Source organism: Pseudoalteromonas aquimarina (genome assembly GCF_049257255.1).
GTDB lineage: Bacteria > Pseudomonadota > Gammaproteobacteria > Enterobacterales > Alteromonadaceae > Pseudoalteromonas.
On sequence record NZ_JBMMUG010000001.1, the window covers coordinates 303,444 to 323,338 of the forward strand.

The following is a 19,895-nucleotide window of genomic DNA, read 5'->3' on the forward strand; positions in this document are numbered from 1 at the left end:
CATGGGGAAGTGTCAACAACTATTATTTAAGAAAGTTAAAAAAGTGGTTTGAATGCGTATTTGTTGTTCAACTTGCTAGTTTTTTGGCTTTTTCTGTAGGTTATTTGGCCAGTTCATATTATTTTAGAAGGTATTGCAGAGTAGGGAATATTGCTTTTCATAAGGAAATATAGCTTAAATTACCTAAATGTAATTTTTAAAAGGGTATATTTTGCTTCCAATTAAAGTGTGTTTATAGATTTAAAGTTTTAATAAATGCCACTTTAATTAATCCAGCAACCAATAACGTTTTTAATGCAAGCCAACCTGATCTACTTACTTAAAAAAACACCTTTATTATAATTAAGTAATAGCCACATTTTAGTCAGAAGACTCAAATTGCTATGCATTTGTAGTTACACCACGATATCAAGTTTGCTTAAACAAAACCGTTAAAGGCATTTTATTAAGCTCGATTATTGCGGCTGATTGCAAAAAATTTGTCATAAATATGTGCTAATGAAAAAGTATCAATATTAAATTTCATTCACTAAATATTCTAAAATTAAGCTTTGTAATTTCATTATAAAAATTTACAACCGCTTATTAATAAAGGGCTGTATTTAGTTATCCACTAAATCTGTGGATAACTCTGTTTATGAAACTTTGAGAACATATTCGAGCCCTTTATTTCTCGGCCGTAAGAGAAATGCAATAGTTTTAAGTAAAAAAATAATTTCTATAAAAATCATTCGGTTATGTAACTTGGTTCTTTTTGGTTAAGAAGTGTGCGAAATCTTGTTGCGGTATATTTATTGCTCAAGTTGTTGTGCAAAAACTAGTCTGAAGGCATGTTGTTAGCTGTTACTAACTGAGTATCTATTGCAATTCCGTCATATTTCTTTGTAAAAGTTGTAAACCAAATGACTTTCGTGTTTACTTTTTGTTTACATGGTGTTTTTGCTTATTCAAAATCTTAAATTGAGATGGTATCAACGCGTTCATTTCATTAGAATGTTGCCGTGCTTATATAAGGGTTCTCATGCAACAATCTAAATCGCAAAAAGAAAACAGTACCGCATCGCTTCTTGAAGCGCCTATCGATAAAACGCTTGTGAAAATGACAGTTCCGATGATCTTTGGCATGATCACATTAATGCTGTTTAATATAGTCGATACTTTTTTTGTCAGTATGTTAGGCACAGATCAACTCGCTGCGATTAGTTTCACCTTTCCAGTGACATTTACCGTAATTAGTTTGGCGATAGGCCTAAGCATTGCAACATCAGCGATTATTGCAAAGGCACTTGGCGCTAATAATAAAGCAGAGGCACGCTTTGATGGCGCAGTGGCATTAATTGTTTCAGCTTTACTGGTACTTATTACTTCATTTATTGGTTATCTGTTAATTAATCCAATTTTTACTTTGCTGGGTGCAACACCAGAGCTGTTAGTTTATATCCATGATTATATGGCTGTATGGTTTGTTGGTAGTGCACTGTTAATCACCCCTATGATTGGTAATGCGGTATTGCGTGCCAGCGGTGATACAAAAACACCGAGCATCATTATGGGTGGCGCTGGTGTAATAAATGCCATTCTCGACCCAATTTTAATATTCGGCTTTGGCCCAGTACCTGCCCTTGGTATTCAAGGTGCAGCGATTGCCAGTGTGATTGCGTGGTCGTTTGGTGTTGCTTTTATTCTTTATTTACTCATTGTTAAACGCAAATTGGTTGCATGGGAAAAATGCCAACAGAGTTTTATGACAGCTACTATTAAGATGCTTAAAATTGGTGTGCCAGCAGCCAGTGCAAATATGCTCACGCCCATTGCGATGGCTATTATGACTGCAATTGTTGCCACCTATGGCGCACATGCCGTAGCTGCTTTTGGGGTAGGTAGCCGGATAGAATCTATCGCGAGTATTGTTGTGCTAGCACTTTCGATGACTTTACCTCCTTTTATTAGTCAGAACTTTGGGGCTAATCGCTATGATCGTGTAGAAGAGGCGTATTTGATCAGTCTTAAATTTGTACTCGTATGGCAGTTTATTATTTATTTAGTACTGATAGCACTCAGTGGCGTAATTAGTCACATATTTGCACAAGAGCAAAATGTTATCGATGTGATCAAGCTGTTTATTTATATTTTACCGCTAGGATATGGTTTACAAGGCATAATCATTCTAACCAACTCTTCTCTAAATGCGCTGCACAAGCCAATGCATGCATTGGTGTTAAGCATTGTTCGCTTATTTGTGTTCTATTTACCTTTTGCTTATGTAGGTAGTCTAATAGCTGATTTAGAAGGGCTCTTTATTGGAGCATTGATTGGTAATCTTTGTACCGCAATAGTTTCGTATAACTGGTTTAAAAAGCAAATTGCACAGTGCCAAAATAAAATTTCACCACAAACGGCGTAGGAGAGAGCATGAGTAAGGATGGAGTAACTGATTTTAAATTAGTGTCACCTTTTAAACCAAGTGGTGATCAACCAACTGCAATCGCTAAATTAGTTGAAGGTTTAGAAGCAGGACTTGCGCATCAAACGTTATTAGGCGCCACAGGTACAGGTAAAACCTTTACCATGGCCAATGTTATTGCTGAGTTAAACCGACCAACCATTATTATGGCGCATAACAAAACGCTTGCAGCTCAGCTATACGGTGAAATGAAAGAGTTCTTTCCTGAAAATGCGGTAGAGTATTTCGTTTCGTACTACGATTATTACCAACCTGAAGCCTATGTGGTTGCCAGTGATACCTTTATCGAAAAAGACGCTTCAATTAACGATCACATAGAACAAATGCGTTTATCAGCCACCAAGGCTTTATTAGAACGTAAAGACGTTATTATCGTTGCGTCAGTTTCTGCCATTTATGGTTTAGGCGATCCTGACTCCTATTTAAAAATGATGTTGCTGATTAAACAGGGCGATACTGTTGATCAGCGCGACTTACTGCGCAGACTCGCTGAACTGCAATACACTCGTAACGATATTGATTTTCAACGCGGTACGTATCGAGTACGTGGTGAAGTCATTGATATTTTTCCTGCTGAATCAGAAACCATGGCAATTCGGATTGAAATGTTTGACGATGAAGTAGATCGCATCAGTATTTTTGATCCGCTCACAGGTGCGGTGGAGAGGCATATTATCCGTGCCACGATTTACCCAAAAACCCACTATGTAACGCCACGGGAGAAAATTTTAGCGGCAATTGACAATATTAAAGAAGAGTTGAAAATTCGCCGTAAACAGCTGCTCGATAATAACCGTTTAGTTGAAGAGCAAAGGCTTGCACAGCGCACCCAATACGATATTGAAATGATGAGTGAGCTGGGGTATTGCTCTGGCATTGAAAACTACTCGCGTTATTTATCAGGTCGGGCGCCTGGCGAGCCACCACCGACGTTACTTGATTACTTGCCAGATGAAGCCTTAATGATCATTGATGAATCGCACGTTACAGTTTCGCAAGTAGGTGCGATGTATCGTGGCGATCGCAGCCGAAAAGAAAACTTAGTTGAATATGGTTTTCGTTTGCCATCAGCGCTTGATAACCGTCCATTAAAGTTTGAAGAATTTGAAGCGATTTCACCGCAAACCATTTATGTATCAGCGACCCCTGGCGATTACGAATTAGAGCGCTCAAATAACGAGGTGGCCGAGCAAGTTATTCGTCCAACAGGTTTACTTGACCCTGAACTTGAAATTCGCCCTGTCGCCACGCAAGTTGATGATTTGCTCTCTGAGATATACAAACGAGTGGAACTTAATGAACGTGTGCTGGTTACAACCCTTACTAAACGCATGGCGGAAGACCTCTCAGATTACTTAAACGATCACGATGTCAAAGTACGTTATCTGCACTCAGACATTGATACCGTTGAACGTGTTGAAATTATTCGCGATTTACGTGCTGGCGTATTTGATGTTTTGGTTGGTATTAACCTTCTTCGTGAAGGCTTAGACATGCCTGAAGTGTCACTTGTTGCTATTTTAGATGCCGACAAGGAAGGTTTCTTACGCTCAACGCGCTCGCTTATTCAGACCATAGGTCGCGCTGCGCGTCACATTAATGGCCGGGCTATTTTATATGCTGATCGTATCACTGATTCAATGAAACGCGCGATTGATGAAACTGAGCGTCGCCGTAGCATTCAGCATCAGTACAACCTTGATCATGGCATTACGCCACAAGCACTGAATAAGAAAATCACCGACATTATGGATGTCGGTGAGCAAGTTGATGCCAAAGACGCTAAGCCTCGTAAATCACGTTCAGTGGCTCACAAAGAAATTTTATCTGCGGATGAAATTAATAAGAAAATTAAACAACTGGAATCTGACATGCTGGCGTTTGCACGCGACCTTGAATTTGAAAAGGCAGCAAAAGTACGTGACGAAATCCAACAACTACATCAAGAACTGATTAATGCCTAAGATTGATTTAACCCATTTACTGGCTGCCATTGCACAGGGCGCGCCTTTTAGTGATGAAGTATGCCGTGTATACCACGGTCGTGGCGACAGCCAAGGCGATACCAACTTTATTAACTTGGATTGGTATCCGCCATATTTATTTTTAGCTTGTTATAACCCCATTGAAGATGATGTTCAAACTGAGTTAACAAATGCCGTTTGGCAAGCGCAGCAACAAGCAGGCTTGAATGCAAGTGGCCTAGTATTTCAATATCGGGCAGGGCGCGATACACAGGTCTCTGTGCCATTTGGTGAAGTACCCGAGCGGTTTGAAGTAAATGAGCTCGGTGCGAGCTATTGGGTGCAACTGACAAAAACGCAAAATACCGGGATTTTCCCCGATATGCGCGAAGGGCGTGCATTTGTTAAAAATAACAGTAGAGATGCAAAAGTTCTTAACTTGTTTTCCTATACCTGTGCATTTTCGGTGATTGCTAAATTAGGTGGGGCGCATCAAGTCATTAATATGGATATGAATAAGTCCGTGTTAAGAACCGGTGCTGATAATCATCGTTTAAACAATGTGGCTGAAAATATAAGTTATTTACCTCACGATATTCTGAAGTCCTTTGGTAAATTAAAAAAAGCTGCGCCATTTGATGTGATAGTGGTTGATCCGCCTAGCTTTCAAAAAGGCAGTTTTGTGCTGACCAAAGATTATCAAAAAATACTGCGCCGTTTACCGGAACTGTGCCATAACGACACCCAGTTATTGTTATGTGCAAATAGCCCAGATGTCAGTGAAAGCATGTTTATTGAGATGATAGCACTTGCCACCGAAGGTAAGTTATCACTGGTAAAACGCTTACCCGCTGCGCCGCGCTTTGAAGAACAGGATGGTGCTAACTTAAAAGCTATGGTGTATCGATTATCGGTAAATTAGAGTATTTATTTCAATAACTTATAGTAATTACTCTAATTAGAATTATTTCATATTTATGGATCTTGTGTTGCCTTGCTAGGATGGACTTAGTGTGTCTTTCACACAGCATGGAACTCAAATAATAAATTGGAATAATTATGAAATTAAAACTCGCCCTTATTGCGAGCTCAATATTAGGTTTAACCGCCTGTGGTGTTGACTACGAGGTTGAACCTATTACTCCTGAGCCCGAGCAACCTTCCGTATTACATGCTTTTGATCCTGATGGCACTTTATCTGCCTCAATCCGCTGGACAGATTACGGTGTGCCGCATATCACCGCAGATAACTTACAAAGCTTAGCGTTTGGCTCAGGTTATGCGTATGCCAAAGATAATATGTGTATTTTGGCAGATCAAATAATCAAAGTAAGTTCCGAGCGCTCTAAATACTTTGGCCCAGATAAAGTACCTGGCTCTGGTGATAGCGCAAATATTATCTCCGATTTCGGTCATAAAGCATTACGAGTAATGGAGCAGGCAACAGCACGTTACGATGAAATGAGCGAGCGTTCACGTGCACTCGTTGAAGGTTATGTGGCAGGTTACAATAAATATCTTGCAGAAACACCAGTTGCAGAGCGCGATCCTCACTGTGGTGCTGCACCATGGCTTAAACCTATCGAAAAGGAGCAGCTTGTTGCATACATGTTCTCCACCTCGCAACTCGCTAGTGGCTTACGCTTTTTAGATACGTCATTTTATGCCAATCCAGCGATGGGTGATGAGTATTTACCGCGTTTTCCTCGTTTAGAAGGCAGTGAAAAACCTTTTTCGATGTCATTCCAAGCCAGTGCCCCCGATTTAGATTTGGGCGATTTAGGTTCAAATGCCTGGTCAATTGGTAAAGATGCAAGCGAGAATGGCAAAGGTATTTTACTCGCTAATCCACATTTTCCATTTACTGGTCACCTGCGTTTTTGGCAGTCGCATTTAACCATTCCAGGCCATATGGATGTAATGGGCGCTGGCTTGCAAGGAATGCCGGGTATTGTCAACATCGGTTTCAATCAGCACCTTGGTTGGACTCATACGGTATCTAAGTCACGCCGTTTTGTTACTTACCGTTTAGACCTTACTGAAAATAATCCGATGCAATATGTGGTTGATGGCGAAACCAAAGACATTTCAAAACAAACTTATTTAGTTGAAGTGATGATAGCGCCGGGTTCTACCATGTACTTGGCAAAAGATTATTACTACAGCCACCATGGGTTAATGATAGAAACCCCGCCGACAATTCCATTATTCCCTTGGGATGACAAACACGCGTTTACTTTAAAAGACGCCAGTGAGTTTAATATGGATTTAATCGACCATTGGTTGGCGCTTAACTTAGCAACTAATTTGGATGAATTTCAACAAGCATTCAAAGACTACAACGGTATTCCTTGGGTTAATACTATGTATGCTGATAATGCCGGTAATGCCTTTTACATCGATAAAAGCAACGTACTTAATTTGAATGACACCGCGCTTTCACTTATGCGTACAGAGCCAACATTAGTGGCAACACGTAATATGCTGGGTTTTGATGTACTCCCTGGCAATACCGCGCTATTTGAAGCCAATGGTTTAAATAGCTATGAACAAGCGCCAAAACTATTGCGTAGCGATTATATTCAAAACTCTAACGACTCTTATTGGGCAACCAATCCAGCAGAGCCTTTGTCAGGTTATTCTATTTTGTATGGGGATGATCTATCGCCTCTGTCACTGCGTACCCGTATGAGCTTAAAAATGTTGGCAGACAGCCGAGGTGAAGATGCACTCTTTAATGCTGCGGAAGTAGAGTCGGCACTTTTCAGTAATCGTAGTTATTTACATGAATTAGTTGGCAATGAACTGATTGCTCAATGTGAAGCAAATGGTGCAAATCCGATTGCAGTAACAGACTTGGTATCGGTTGATGTGTCAAAGGCGTGCACGATTTTGAAAAATTGGGATGGGCGCTTTAATTTAACCAGTAAAGGTGGCCAAATTTTACGTGAGTTTGCGTATAACTTTAATGCACAAGCGCAGCTTACCGTGCCGTTTGATGTAGCCGATCCGGCGAATACACCAAGCTCATTGATTGCTGATGGCTCGGCACTTTGGTCGCTAGCCAAAGCCGTTGCGGATTTACAAAAAGCCAATATTGCCCTTGATGCGCCGTTATCAGAAATTCAATTTGCTGAAAAAACATTAGCGAATGGTCAAGGCAGTGGGGTTATTTACCCTTGGGCTGGGGCAAAGCACGTAGAAGGTGGGTTTAATATCTTCTCATCAGCAGAAAGTGACGATACCCTTTACGCTATTCATCAATACCCACGAGCTAAATCGGTAACAACCGATAGTACTCTTGCGTCAGGCCTCGCAAATGATGTGGGTTACCATGTGAATTATGGTTCAAGTTGGATGTTTGTTGTTAACTTTAAAGAAGACGGCCCCGAGGCACGTGGTTTATTAAGCTATTCACAATCGAGCAATGACAACTCAATACATATGGATGACCAAACTAAACATTACTCTGAGACAACTCGTTTGCGTCCAATAGTATTTAAAGAAAGCGACATTGCTGCAAGTACCATTGAATCAATGGAAATCAGCCAGTAATTTTCAGACAAATAAAAAGCGCCAAGTGGATACTTGGCGCTTTTTTATAGTTTATTAATCTCTTTGGCTACTTGATAACCTTCATCAGTCACTATTTTTTCAAGTACTTGCACACGTTCAGTTAGCTTATTTATTTGTTGTTTTAGCTCATCGGTTTGTGCGTCACTTGCTTGATTATGCTTTAGTGTTTTTTCTTTAAACTTAATATGTTTGTTATACATATCAGCAAGTACACCAAAACCCACAGAGAAAAACACAATCATTACCACCATCGTTGTTCCGCTCATTGTCACTCCTAACTTTTTCTTAATGTTGTAATTAGCTTAATGCAAAACGGATCAGTAAGTGAAGTTTAATGATAAACGGCTATATTTGGTGTTTTTCGAGCCGATACAAAAAAGCTTTGTAGCTTAATCCTAATAATTTAGCAGCAGCGGTTTTGTTATTATCAGCACGTTTACAAGCTTGCAGTAAAATATCGCGTTCAAATTGATGCCAATCAATGCCTTCATCTGGGATCACAAATTGCTCGCTTTGAGCAGGTGATTGGCTATTGTGGTTAAGGCTTTCTACTAACTCATTTTCATCACCAAGAAGGGCATAGCGCTCAATACAGTTTGATAATTGCCTTACATTACCTGGCCATGAATAACTAAGTAACTGTTTTAAAGTAGTTGCACTCAATTGTTGCTCTTGGCTGCCATACTGCTGACAAAATTTAGTTTTAAAGTGATGAATCAATTTACCTATATCTTCAGTACGCTCACGAAGGGCAGGCATATGAATAGGCACTACGTTTAAGCGGTAATATAAATCTTCACGAAAAAGGCCTTCTTCCACTTGTGCTAACAGCTGCTTATGGCTTGCTGCAATGACACGCACATCAACCGAGACTTCCTCGTGGCAACCAAGTGGGGTAATTACTCCCTCTTGTAAAAAACGCAGCAGTTTTGTTTGTAATTGTGGGCTTAGCTCGGCAACTTCATCTAAAAAAAGTGTACCACCATTTGCGGCGGCAAATTTACCGAGTTTATCTTGGTTTGCACCAGTAAATGCGCCTTTTTTGGCACCAAATAATTCTGCCTCTGCGATGGACTCAGGAATGGCGCCGCAATTAATGGCTATAAAAGGGGAATCTTTGCGCGGTGATATTTTATGTAATGCGCGCGCGGCAAGCTCTTTACCCGTACCACTTTCACCACTAATTAATACGGTTGCGCTGGTGGAGGCGACTTTTTCGATGCGCTGAAATACCTTTTGCATACAGGGCGCGCTACCTATCAACTCGACCATGGTATCTTGCTGGCTAAGTTGGCTATTGAGCGTTTGATTTGCTAACCGAAGTTGATTGGCTTTGTTTGCTTTAGCCAGTGCTAGCAGCAATTCTTGGCGCTGAAAAGGTTTGGCTAAGTAGTCATCGGCGCCTTTTTCAATTGCAAGAGCAGCGTGATCGATGGAGCCATAAGCGGTTGCGATTACAATACCAACAGGAAAATTATTGCTGCGCGCAAATTCAAGTAAATTAAGGCCACTTAATTGACCTAACTTCCAATCACTAAAGATTAAACTAATTTGGTTATTAGCTTTTAAAGCGACGATAGCTTCTTCTACGCTCGTAGTTGCCTTAACAATAAAGCCTTCAGCACTAAGCATTGACGCAATAAGTTCATTTTGCGCAATATCATCTTCTACCAATAAAATATGTGCGTTTTCCATTACAGCTCTCTTTTAAAAATTGCACGAAAGTGACTGCCATGAGCGTCACTATTTATGAGTAGAATATCACCACCGTAATATAAATTAATGATTTGCTTGGCAAGGTAAAGACCAATACCGGCGCCGTCGGGTTTATCACTGACGTGCGGGCTAAATAAATGGGGCTTTATTTCAGCGCATACACCGTTGCCCTTATCGAAAACATCAACATGTATTTCAGACTCTTTTTCACACACGTCTACTTTAATTGCGTTGTTATTTTTGCCAGCTTCAACGCCATTCACAATAAGTGTATGGAGAATGCTGCGTATTTCCGTTTCTAACCCGGTTATTTTAAGGTGGTTATCGCAATTAATCGTGATCGGGGTTGCTTCGTTTAATAACTCTAATTTGATGTCATTAAGTACCGCATTAATAGGTACTAGTGCGGTACGCTCAACTTTGCCTTTCGATAAGGTAAGCAGGGCATTAATGTTTTTGTCGATATGCTCAATTTTGGTATGTGCAATTTGCTCAAGTTTGGCGCGATTTTCCTCTGGTGCTTTAAAATACTGATCAATGGTTAAATTAAGAGTATGCACAGGATTACGCAGTGCATGGGCAATGCCACGGCTAAGTTCACCTAGTTGTGCTAAGTGTTTTTTCTGCTCCATTTTGTGTTGTTCTTCAGCAAAATTGGCAAGCTTAGTGCTCATAGAGTTAAATTGTTGAGCACAACGTTTTAATTCAGTCACGCCCTTTGGCGGAATTTGAATGCCCAATTTATCTTTATCTAATTCATCCATTGCACTGATTAGTTGATTAATCGGTTGCGTAATTTTATTGGTAAGCCAAAGCGCCAATAACAGAGCTATTGCCGATGAAATTGCAATGCTCCAGAGAATTAAATGGGTGAAACGCTCAAAGCTCGAACTGTCTGTCAGGTATTCGGTTGAAATTTGATGATGTAACTGCATATTATCGAGATTATCAACCGCCATAAACACCGCTTCGATTTGTTCGGCATTTTTGCTAAAAATTTCAATACTGCGCTCGTTATCTTGGTCTAGCACTATTTGTCGTTTTACAACGGTAGTGGTGCCGTCTGATGTCTCAGAACCACTTGACCCATGACTATCATTTTCGGCGCTTATATGAAATTCAAATTTAACTTCTTTGTTGCTACCATCGTTAGGTGCAATTTCAACTAATTTTTTGCGAACTTTGTCTTTTGTGCTTGTTAAAATCTTTTCAGTTAAACGTTCACTTTTATCAACAATTTCATTTTCAATTTGTTGTTTAAAATAAATCGTCAGAGCCGTTTGCACTAATGCGACACTTGCAAACAAAAACACCAACGTAATGATTAATAGTTTTCGAATACTCAAAAAGCCATTCCTTAGGTTAAAAGTGTAACAATCCACATTACAAACTTTGTACCATAATACTTGCATTCATTTAAGCTGTTATAACACATTGAAAATTAGCTGATAATTTTTAAAAGACAAAAAAGTAATAGAAGAAGTAAATCGTTTCCAAGTTGATATATCCCGATATCAGGAGATTAGTAACCGCATATCAGTATCTATTTCAAGATGCCTCATAATGAATTTTTATAAATTACAATAAAATCAATATATTAAAAATTGGCATGGTATTTCCAATAGGATTGGCTGTAACAAATTAACACAACCATAGAATAAGGAATTCATTATGTTACTGAAAAAAACACTGCTATTACCTGTTATTGCGACATTAACCTTTGCAGGTGCGAGTGCTATTGCTGGCGAACAAGAAAAGAAAGTAAAAGTGGTAGAAATGAAAACAGACATAGAACTTGTTTCTGCTGATGGAGATCATGCGCCAATCAAATTGGTATTTGACGGTAAGCCAACTGAAGAGGAAATTGAAAAGGCAATTGCTGATTTATCACCTGAAAAGCAAGAAAAAATCCGTAAAATTGTTAAAAACTTAAATGTTGAACACAGTGATGATGGCGTAAAAGTATTTGCCTTTAAAACGGGTGATTCAGATGTTGAAAAGCATATCGAAATTCATTCAGATGCAGAATTTTCAACAACCGATGGCAACAATGTGTTTGTGATGAGTGATGGCACCAAACATGCCCAAGTATTTAAGTTTAAATTTGAAGGTGAAGAAGGTGATGGTGCGTTCAAAGCAATTAAGCATTTACTTGAGTCAAGCGAGTTAACACCGACTCAGATAGTTGAGCTGCAAAATATTTTAAGTCAAAAATAATCGAAATATTTCATCAATCGAAGCCAAACAGTGTTAACAATATTTGGCTTCGTTTCTTCCCAAATTTCATAAATTATTGAATTTATATCTTTTATTTGATGTAACAACTCACCTCTTGCTTATTGAGTAGTATCACGCTTTTTTCGTATATTAATACTACATTGTAGAATTAATTGGACGCATCAATTTATTTATTCTACATTGTGATAAAAATAGTCATTAGTATCATTATGCAAGAAAAATATTTGGGCGAGTTTGAACAAATGGTAATGCTCGCCATTTTAAAATTAGCTGACAATGCCTACGGTGTTTCAATTCGTGAATTATTAATCGATGCAATTGGACGCGATGTGAGTGTGGGGGCACTTTATACCACGTTAGAGCGACTCGAGAAAAAAGGGTTGTTAACCAGCTCGCAGGGAGAAGCGATAGCACAGCGCGGCGGTCGTGCCAAAAAATTCTATGTCGTATCAGGGCAGGGCAAACAAGCATTAAATCGCTCTAAAAATGCGTTAGAAACACTTTGGCAGGGTATCCAGCTAAAGCAAAAGGCGCTTTATGCATAATTCAGCTCCACTCAAACAACCTGAAGGTGAGCCGCTTTTAAAAGTGCTTGCGAACAAATTATTAGCATGGTCATTGCCAGAATCACTGGTTGACGCAGTGATTGGCGATCTTGAAGAAACGTATTTATTAAAACAACAACAAGGGCAAGCAAGTATTGTTCTTCAATACTGGTATTGGCAGCAAGCGCTGAATCTTGCATACCGTTTTATGCCGACAACACAACTAGGGTTAATTATGTTTATTCTGAGCTTAGTAGTATTTCTATCAATGATGGTATTTGGCATGGCAATGGGCGCAGATGTTACTGCCTTTATTGACGTACCATCTGCTATGTTGGTGTTTCCACCGGCCATTTTCTTTGCTATTGCCGCCACCTCTTGGCATGATTTTCTGTTTGCTTTTGGCTGTGTTGTTAGTGAAAAAGGGCAATTTAGTGAGCGTCAATTGATACAGTCAAAACGTGTTTTTGCTGTGCTCGGCAATGTTGCTATTGGCTGTGGTGGTATTACTACACTGATAGGTTGGGTTGCCATAGGATCAAATATTAGTGCTGAAGAGTTCAGCAGTATTATTGGCCCGGCGTTTGCCGTATCAATTTTAACCTTTTACTACGGTGCTATTTTAAAAATGATTTGTTATGTAGCCGAGCAGCGCATCGCATCAAAAATGCTGGATGAATAAGTAATAAATTCAAGCAACAAAAAAAAGCCCGTAATTTTCAAATTACGGGCTTTTTTTATTAGAACACGTTAGTTGACTTTCTTTCTGCCAGAAAATGCATGTGAAAGTGTCATACCATCCACTAAATCCAGTTCTCCACCTACAGGCACGCCGTGCGCAATACGTGATGCACTGACATTTTGCTTGGCACAGATATCGGCAATGTAATGGGCTGTTGTTTCACCTTCAACAGTAGGGTTCGTTGCTAAAATCACTTCTTCGATGGTGCCCGATTTAAGCTGTTGCTCAAAAATATCAAGGCCAAGCTCCATAGGGCCAATACCATCAAGAGGGGATAAATGCCCCATTAAAACAAAGTAGCGGCCTTGAAATTGGCCTGTTTGCTCAATCGCAAGAATATCCGTTGGTGATTCCACAACACACATTAGCGCAGAATCTTGACGTTTTGGGCTTAAACAAATATCGCATTGATCGGTTTCACAAAAAGTACGGCAGCTTTTGCAATGGCCAACGTTTTCCATTGCAAAGGTAAGACTTTGACCTAATTGACGACCACCATCACGATCGTGCTCTAACAAATGAAAAGCAATACGCTGTGCTGATTTTGGACCGATGCCCGGCAAGCATCTCAATGCTTCAACAAGTTGGCTAACGCCAGAGGTTAATTTCATACGGAGTTTGTATTTTCCAAATTTGCTATAACATACACTAAGTTATTAACTGAGCCAATTATTCGAAACTGAGATTACTGGGTTTCGTTAACATTTGGCTATTAAGAGGTACAGGCTCATATAATGGCTCAACTTTAGCATTGCGCAGCCATAATTTTCCGTTTCGAATGAGCAAAGCGCCAAATGAAACAATTTCAGCGTTTTCACTATATGGCAGTACAACTTCAATATCTTGCCAATCACTGCTACCGCCACTTCTCGAATAGCGTAAGTTATCAAAAGCAAGATTATTTCTGTCTTTGTCCTCAATACGCAACCAAATACTGGCCATACTTTTAACAAATTGATGCTTAATTTGAGCACTAAATTTGATTGCTTTGACACTTTTATCTTTAAAACGAAAACGTTTTAAAGCAACACCAAATTTAGGTTCGTTTATTACACTTTCGAGCAATAATGCATTACCATCCTGGCGTAAAGCGTATTCGCCTTTTAGTTCATCGCTTATCCACCATTGTTGAATATCGGAAGGGTGCTCTCCAAAGGGTAATTCACCAAATGGTTCAGTGTTATAGCCAACAATATTAAGGTACTTTGTTCGCTCTGGGCTTTCAGCTTCTTTTTTAGGTGATTGAATTTTATATACTTTACTAATGTCTTTCGCGTCAGCCGGTGCGTTACTGAAGTTAAAATCATCAAACCATACTTGACCCGAGCCAAGTAACTTAGCAGAGTAGCTGAGCACAGATGCATTCTCAGGGATCAGTGCAATAATCGAAAATCGCTGCCAATCTTTATTGTATTCACTAGCACTGAAGCTCACTTCAGCTCGTCTTATTACGTCGTCATTTTCATTAAAGATATCTAAGTCGAATAAGACCTTACCAGTTAGATTTTGCGCTTTAAAATAGCCTGAAAATTCAATTTTATTACCAGTATAGGTGGCAGCGTTGACGGTTTGACGTATTAAGCCGACACCTTCATCAATGGGTAATTTATTAATTATAAAAACGCTTTTATTGCCCTCATGAACCTGGTTTTTAGAAAAACCATAACGGTAATGACTGTAAGGATAAGCGAAAAAATGCCAGTCTTGTAACTCAGGTGCGTTGTTTATGGTAAGCATTTGATGACTATTTAAAAAATCAAAATGCGTTAATTGCACACTGCGGTCGTGAATCGCTGAATAGATAAAAGCGGTACAGCACAAAATTAATAAAAAACCTATGGTACGAATAGCGATTGTCATTATTGTTATTTACTCAATGCAATTTAGCTCGCGATTGTAGCGAGAATAGGAACCATTTAAAACAAATCTTGGTTTGTTTGCTGATTAATTCAACAAGTGCCTAAGAATTAAATTTTTTCCCTTGAAATCTTAAATCTCAACCTTATATAAGTTTCAACATGGTTAAGAACGAAGATTTTGACGGAGTAATCAATGTCTGCCCAAAAAGAAACATTTGGTTTTCAAACCGAAGTAAAACAATTATTACAGTTAATGATCCATTCTTTATATTCAAATAAAGAGATCTTTTTACGTGAACTTGTATCAAATGCCTCTGATGCAGCAGATAAGTTGCGATTCTTAGCGCTAGAAAATAACGACCTTTATGAAGGTAACGGTGAACTGCGCGTTCGCATCAGCGCCGATAAAGAAGCTAATACAGTGACTATTTCTGATAACGGCATCGGTATGACACGTGATGAAGTGATTAGTTCACTGGGTACTATTGCTAAATCAGGTACCGCTGAATTTTTCCAAAATTTAACCGGTGACCAAGCGCGTGACTCACAGCTGATTGGTCAATTTGGTGTTGGTTTTTATTCAGCGTTTATTGTTGCCGACAGTGTTACTGTGCGCACGCGTAAAGCAGGTGAAACTGAGGCGACAGAATGGCATTCGAAAGGTGAGGGTGAATACACGCTCGCTGATATCGAAAAAGCGGAGCGCGGTACTGAAATTATCCTTCACTTACGTGATGATGAAAAAGAATTCCTTGAAGAGTACCGTTTACGTTCAATCGTAACTAAATATTCGGATCACGTTTCAATTCCAGTTGAAATGTACACACCACCAACGGAAGAGTCTGAAGGTCCTGATGGTGAAAAAATTCCAGCAACACCAGGTGAATGGCAAGCAATTAACAAAGCAACCGCACTTTGGACGCGCGATAAATCAGAGATTTCTGAAGAAGAGTACAAAGAATTCTACAAACATGTCGGCCACGACTGGGAAGAGCCACTAACGTGGGCTCACAACAAAGTTGAAGGTAAAACAGAGTACACTAGCTTACTTTATATCCCGAAGAAAGCGCCATTTGATATGTGGAACCGCGACCGTCAACATGGTTTAAAACTGTATGTGCAACGCGTATTCATTATGGATGATGCTGAGCAGTTTATGCCTAACTACTTACGTTTTGTTAAAGGTCTATTAGATTCAAATGATCTACCACTTAACGTATCACGCGAAATTCTTCAAGATAACAAAGTAACGCAAGCAATTCGTAAAGGCTGTACTTCACGTGTGCTTAAAATGCTTGAGCGTATGGGCAAAAATAAGCCTGAAGAGTATCAAACATTCTGGAATGAATTTGGTCAAGTGATCAAAGAAGGTCCAGCGGAAGATATGGCAAATAAAGAAGCGATTGCGAAGTTACTTCGTTTTGCGTCTACTGATTCTGACCTAGAAACGCAAAATGTATCGCTTGAGCAATACATTGAGCGTATGAAAGAAGGCCAAGATAAAATCTACTATGTAGTAGCAGATAGCTTCCAAGCTGCGAAAAGCTCGCCACATCTTGAAATCTTCCGTAAGAAAGGCATTGAAGTACTGCTTCTTTCAGAGCGCGTTGATGAGTGGATGATGAGCCACTTAACGGAATTTGATGGTAAACAGTTTGCGTCAATTACCCGCGGTGATTTAGATCTTGGTAACTTAGATGATGAAGAAAGCAAAAAAGAGCAAGAAGCATCAGAAAAAGAAGTTGAAGGCTTAATTGAGCGTGTTAAAACGGCACTAGGCGACAAAGTAAAAGAAGTGCGCTTTACTCACCGTTTAACTGATTCGCCAGCGTGTGTGGTTGCTGATGAACATGATATGAGCTCACAAATGCAAAAGCTGATGGAGCAAATTGGTCAAAAGGCACCTGAAACGAAACCGGTATTTGAATTAAACCCAGAGCACCAATTAGTGAAACACCTAAATAATGTTCAGGATGAAGATAATTTTGCACAATGGGCTGATGTGTTACTCGACCAAGCATTACTTGCTGAGCGTGGTAGCTTAAAAGACCCTGCGGGCTTTGTATCTCGCTTAAACAAACTGATGTTAGATTTAAGCAAGTAACCAGTTTAAGGTTAAAAGAAAAGGGCGCTAAGCGCCCTTTTTTATTAAATAAACTTCATCTTATGTAGTTTATTGCTCAGTTGTTTCACTTGCGTTTGGCTCAATTTGTTTATGTTGTTTTATCACGGTCCACGCTTCAAACATTACTAACACACACACTACAAGTACAATAATATCAAGGCTTACAAGTAACCAATTACCAGCACTGTAGTATTCTTGCAACTTAAGAATACCAGCCAAGAACGCCATCACTAAGACAAATAGCATGGGCACTAAAGTGTATCGGGCAGGGCGTCCCATCTTAATCAGCATCACAGAGATAACCAATAAGGTAAGGCTTGCTAAAATTTGATTTGTAGAGCCAAATAATGGCCAAATGATCATGCCGCCTGAGCCTGACGAACCGCCAGCACCAAAGGCCAACAGTAAACAACAGGCAACCGCAATTAGGGTTGCAATAATGCCATTTCTAAACGCACTGATTTGGTAAATTTCACCCCACTCTTGAATGATATAGCGTTGTAATCTCACGCCAGAGTCCATTGTGGTACCGGCAAATAACACTACCATTACTGCAAGTAATGTGGAGGCAAGTTCTGCTGGAATGCCCCAGCCTTGATAAATCAAGTTAGAGCCACCTTGAATAAACGCACCAACGCTGCCTGCACCAAGGTGACTGTACACTTCGTGCCATTCTTGTGGACTCATTGCAAGCGTTACGCCACTGACTGCAACAATAGTAATAAGCGCAAGCGAACCTTCGCCTACCGCGCCTAAATAGCCTACAAAGCGGGCATCAGTGTCTTTATCTAACTGTTTAGAACTTGTACCGCTCGACACAATACCGTGGAAGCCAGACACTGCACCACAGGCGATGGTGACAAACAGCAGCGGAATAATACTTGGAGTAGATTCAGCAACTTCAGTATTAAAAGCAGGCGCTGTGATGTCTGGCATAAACATAAATACCGCACCGTAAAGTAGGATTAAGCCAACTAATAGTTGTACGCCATTAATAAAGTCGCGCGGTTGCAGTAACACCCAAACAGGTAAAAGTGATGCAATTGCGGCATAGACAAACAGCAAGATAATCCAATTAGCTTTATCACTTAAACCAAACATTTCTTTTGGCAGAGCCATTGGCATTTCACTGCCTGCGTACACTGTGAGGTAAAGTGCTATAACACCTAACACACAAAGGAACACAAGGTTAAAATTACGGCGAATTAACTGACCTATAATTAAGGCAAATACAATTGCAGCCCACGCAGGTAAAACCGCTGTTGGTTGGCTAACAAATGAGTTTGCGATAACCACACCAAACACTGCGTTTACCATTAGCAGCACTAAAAACACCACAATCATAAAAAGTGCGCGGGTACGTTTACCGATCACCTCTTCAGACAAGGCGCCAATCGATTTTCCTTTATGACGACTACTTGCCCATAGCGCGCCCATATCGTGAACGCCAGCAAAGAAAATGGTACCTAATACAACCCAAATAACCGCAGGTACCCAGCCCCAATAAACAGCAATGGCAGGTCCGACAATTGGCGCAGCTCCAGCAACAGAGGTAAAGTGATGACCCCAAAGTACGACTTTTTTAGTGGGAACAAAATCAACGCCATCGTTAATTTCGTGGGCGGGGGTAATGTATTTATCGTCCATTTGAAAAATACGCGAGGCGATGAATTTTGAATAGACAAACCAGCCAAACAACATGCCGATAATGCCCAGTAACACTATAAACACGGATTGCATATAAGTTCCTTGTTATTGATTATTATTTGAACCAGCTTAAAGCAGCCTAAGATAAAAGCAAGCAAGAACACCTCGACTTTGGCATTAGTTAGGGGATTTAGTTGTGAACTTAAACTGCAAAATGGCGATTGCGTCACAGTAATTAAACAAAGATTAAACTTTTGGCTAATCACTATTGAGAATCAGTTGTCACTATGAAAGAATCCCCACAATTAAAAAACATCTTGAGGAAAGGTCATGCGCATTATTCTTTTAGGAGCGCCAGGTGCAGGTAAAGGTACACAAGCACAATTTTTAATGGATAAGTACGGTATCCCACAAATTTCGACAGGCGACATGTTACGTGCTGCGATTAAAGAGGGCACACCACTTGGACTTGAAGCTAAAAAGGTAATGGACGCAGGTCAACTTGTATCTGATGAAATCATCATTGGTCTTGTTAAAGAGCGTGTTGCAAAAGCTGATTGCGAAAACGGTTTCTTGTTAGACGGTTTTCCGCGCACTATTCCTCAAGCTGACGCAATGAAAGAAAATGGCATCACTGTTGATCACTGTATTGAGTTTGATGTTGCTGATGAAATCATCGTTGAGCGTATGGGCGGCCGTCGCGTTCACCCAGGTTCTGGTCGTGTATATCATGTAGTTTACAATCCGCCAAAAACGGAAGGTAAAGATGACGTAACGGGTGAAGACTTAATCATTCGTGATGACGATGTTGAAGAAACAGTACGTAAGCGTTTAGCAATTTACCATGAGCAAACTAAGCCATTAGTAGATTACTACCGTGCAGAAGCTGATGCGGGCAATACGCAGTACCAAAAACTAGATGGTACACAAGCCGTTGAAGCAGTAAGCGCACAGCTTGCAGAATTACTTGGCTAATTAGACCAAGCATTAAAAAAACCGCCAATTGGCGGTTTTTTTGT

At 40.0% G+C, this 19,895-nt stretch carries 15 protein-coding genes; 9 read left to right on the forward strand and 6 right to left on the reverse strand.

Translation table 11 applies throughout. The features are described from left to right. Positions 1 to 1,021: 1,021 nt before the first annotated feature. From AAEU29_RS01385 to AAEU29_RS01400, 4 genes are all read left to right on the forward strand, one after another. Positions 1,022 to 2,404 carry an MATE family efflux transporter gene (locus AAEU29_RS01385; RefSeq protein ID WP_421971739.1) on the forward strand — a complete coding sequence of 461 codons (1,383 nt, stop codon included), beginning with the start codon at positions 1,022 to 1,024 and terminating at the stop codon, positions 2,402 to 2,404. Between the two features lie 8 nt (positions 2,405 to 2,412). After that, entirely contained in the window at positions 2,413 to 4,428 is a 2,016-nt protein-coding gene (gene uvrB, locus AAEU29_RS01390; protein ID WP_421971740.1) for an excinuclease ABC subunit UvrB, read from the forward strand. Then, complete coding sequence (locus AAEU29_RS01395; RefSeq protein WP_421971741.1) at positions 4,421 to 5,350, forward strand: class I SAM-dependent methyltransferase; 930 nt, start codon at positions 4,421 to 4,423, stop codon at positions 5,348 to 5,350. Before uvrB ends, AAEU29_RS01395 begins: the two co-directional genes overlap by 8 nt. Positions 5,351 to 5,487: 137 nt before the next feature. After that, entirely contained in the window at positions 5,488 to 7,983 is a 2,496-nt protein-coding gene (locus AAEU29_RS01400; RefSeq protein WP_421971742.1) for a penicillin acylase family protein, read from the forward strand. A 44-nt stretch (positions 7,984 to 8,027) separates the two neighbouring features. Here AAEU29_RS01400 and AAEU29_RS01405 read toward each other — a convergent pair whose 3' ends face one another. From AAEU29_RS01405 to AAEU29_RS01415, 3 genes are all read right to left on the reverse strand, one after another. Beyond that, a complete protein-coding gene (locus AAEU29_RS01405) occupies positions 8,028 to 8,270 on the reverse strand; it encodes a hypothetical protein (protein WP_038642059.1) in 243 nt (80 codons plus the stop codon). Between the two features lie 79 nt (positions 8,271 to 8,349). After that, positions 8,350 to 9,699: a sigma-54-dependent transcriptional regulator gene (locus tag AAEU29_RS01410; RefSeq protein WP_421971743.1), complete on the reverse strand. Its 1,350-nt coding sequence runs from the start codon at positions 9,697 to 9,699 to the stop codon at positions 8,350 to 8,352. Further along, positions 9,699 to 11,066, reverse strand: coding sequence for a HAMP domain-containing sensor histidine kinase (locus tag AAEU29_RS01415; protein WP_421971744.1), 1,368 nt, complete (start codon positions 11,064 to 11,066; stop codon positions 9,699 to 9,701). The genes AAEU29_RS01410 and AAEU29_RS01415 overlap by 1 nt, the downstream gene beginning before the upstream one ends. A 325-nt stretch (positions 11,067 to 11,391) precedes the next feature. Here AAEU29_RS01415 and AAEU29_RS01420 point away from each other — a divergent pair, with 325 nt between their 5' ends. From AAEU29_RS01420 to AAEU29_RS01430, 3 genes are all read left to right on the forward strand, one after another. Next, on the forward strand, positions 11,392 to 11,937 hold the full coding sequence (locus tag AAEU29_RS01420; protein WP_421971745.1) for a hypothetical protein: 546 nt from the start codon (positions 11,392 to 11,394) through the stop codon (positions 11,935 to 11,937). Positions 11,938 to 12,167: 230 nt separating this feature from the next. Then, on the forward strand, positions 12,168 to 12,503 hold the full coding sequence (locus tag AAEU29_RS01425) for a PadR family transcriptional regulator (protein WP_421971746.1): 336 nt from the start codon (positions 12,168 to 12,170) through the stop codon (positions 12,501 to 12,503). Beyond that, the gene (locus tag AAEU29_RS01430) at positions 12,496 to 13,185 is read left to right on the forward strand and encodes a MotA/TolQ/ExbB proton channel family protein (protein ID WP_421971747.1); all 690 of its coding nucleotides are present in this window, start codon (positions 12,496 to 12,498) and stop codon (positions 13,183 to 13,185) included. Before AAEU29_RS01425 ends, AAEU29_RS01430 begins: the two co-directional genes overlap by 8 nt. 68 nt (positions 13,186 to 13,253) lie before the next feature. Here AAEU29_RS01430 and recR read toward each other — a convergent pair whose 3' ends face one another. Both recR and AAEU29_RS01440 read right to left on the reverse strand, forming a co-directional pair. Next, complete coding sequence (recR, locus tag AAEU29_RS01435; protein WP_421971748.1) at positions 13,254 to 13,856, reverse strand: recombination mediator RecR; 603 nt, start codon at positions 13,854 to 13,856, stop codon at positions 13,254 to 13,256. Between the two features lie 58 nt (positions 13,857 to 13,914). Continuing rightward, complete coding sequence (locus tag AAEU29_RS01440; RefSeq protein ID WP_421971749.1) at positions 13,915 to 15,105, reverse strand: hypothetical protein; 1,191 nt, start codon at positions 15,103 to 15,105, stop codon at positions 13,915 to 13,917. A 192-nt stretch (positions 15,106 to 15,297) separates the two neighbouring features. On the opposite strand from AAEU29_RS01440, the gene htpG reads away from it, so the two are divergent. Further along, positions 15,298 to 17,208 (forward strand): molecular chaperone HtpG, encoded by a 1,911-nt coding sequence (htpG, locus tag AAEU29_RS01445; RefSeq protein ID WP_421971750.1) that lies wholly within the window; start codon positions 15,298 to 15,300, stop codon positions 17,206 to 17,208. Positions 17,209 to 17,277: 69 nt separating this feature from the next. On the opposite strand, the gene AAEU29_RS01450 is transcribed toward htpG, so the two are convergent. Next, positions 17,278 to 18,969: a carbon starvation CstA family protein gene (locus AAEU29_RS01450; RefSeq protein WP_421971751.1), complete on the reverse strand. Its 1,692-nt coding sequence runs from the start codon at positions 18,967 to 18,969 to the stop codon at positions 17,278 to 17,280. Positions 18,970 to 19,206: 237 nt separating this feature from the next. Here AAEU29_RS01450 and adk point away from each other — a divergent pair, with 237 nt between their 5' ends. Beyond that, a complete protein-coding gene (adk, locus tag AAEU29_RS01455; RefSeq protein WP_421971752.1) occupies positions 19,207 to 19,851 on the forward strand; it encodes an adenylate kinase in 645 nt (214 codons plus the stop codon). Positions 19,852 to 19,895: the final 44 nt, after the last annotated feature.

What these genes read in the sequence shown, in the direction of transcription:
- AAEU29_RS01425 (WP_421971746.1), top strand. Translation starts at nt 12,168, where the DNA reads ATGCAAGAAAAATATTTGGGCGAGTTTGAACAAATGGTAATGCTCGCC.
- htpG (WP_421971750.1), top strand. Translation starts at nt 15,298, where the DNA reads ATGTCTGCCCAAAAAGAAACATTTGGTTTTCAAACCGAAGTAAAACAA.
- AAEU29_RS01430 (WP_421971747.1), top strand. Translation starts at nt 12,496, where the DNA reads ATGCATAATTCAGCTCCACTCAAACAACCTGAAGGTGAGCCGCTTTTA.
- AAEU29_RS01420 (WP_421971745.1), top strand. Translation starts at nt 11,392, where the DNA reads ATGTTACTGAAAAAAACACTGCTATTACCTGTTATTGCGACATTAACC.
- recR (WP_421971748.1), bottom strand. Translation starts at nt 13,856, where the DNA reads ATGAAATTAACCTCTGGCGTTAGCCAACTTGTTGAAGCATTGAGATGC.
- AAEU29_RS01440 (WP_421971749.1), bottom strand. Translation starts at nt 15,105, where the DNA reads ATGACAATCGCTATTCGTACCATAGGTTTTTTATTAATTTTGTGCTGT.
- uvrB (WP_421971740.1), top strand. Translation starts at nt 2,413, where the DNA reads ATGAGTAAGGATGGAGTAACTGATTTTAAATTAGTGTCACCTTTTAAA.
- AAEU29_RS01400 (WP_421971742.1), top strand. Translation starts at nt 5,488, where the DNA reads ATGAAATTAAAACTCGCCCTTATTGCGAGCTCAATATTAGGTTTAACC.
- AAEU29_RS01395 (WP_421971741.1), top strand. Translation starts at nt 4,421, where the DNA reads ATGCCTAAGATTGATTTAACCCATTTACTGGCTGCCATTGCACAGGGC.
- AAEU29_RS01405 (WP_038642059.1), bottom strand. Translation starts at nt 8,270, where the DNA reads ATGAGCGGAACAACGATGGTGGTAATGATTGTGTTTTTCTCTGTGGGT.
- AAEU29_RS01410 (WP_421971743.1), bottom strand. Translation starts at nt 9,699, where the DNA reads ATGGAAAACGCACATATTTTATTGGTAGAAGATGATATTGCGCAAAAT.
- AAEU29_RS01450 (WP_421971751.1), bottom strand. Translation starts at nt 18,969, where the DNA reads ATGCAATCCGTGTTTATAGTGTTACTGGGCATTATCGGCATGTTGTTT.
- adk (WP_421971752.1), top strand. Translation starts at nt 19,207, where the DNA reads ATGCGCATTATTCTTTTAGGAGCGCCAGGTGCAGGTAAAGGTACACAA.
- AAEU29_RS01385 (WP_421971739.1), top strand. Translation starts at nt 1,022, where the DNA reads ATGCAACAATCTAAATCGCAAAAAGAAAACAGTACCGCATCGCTTCTT.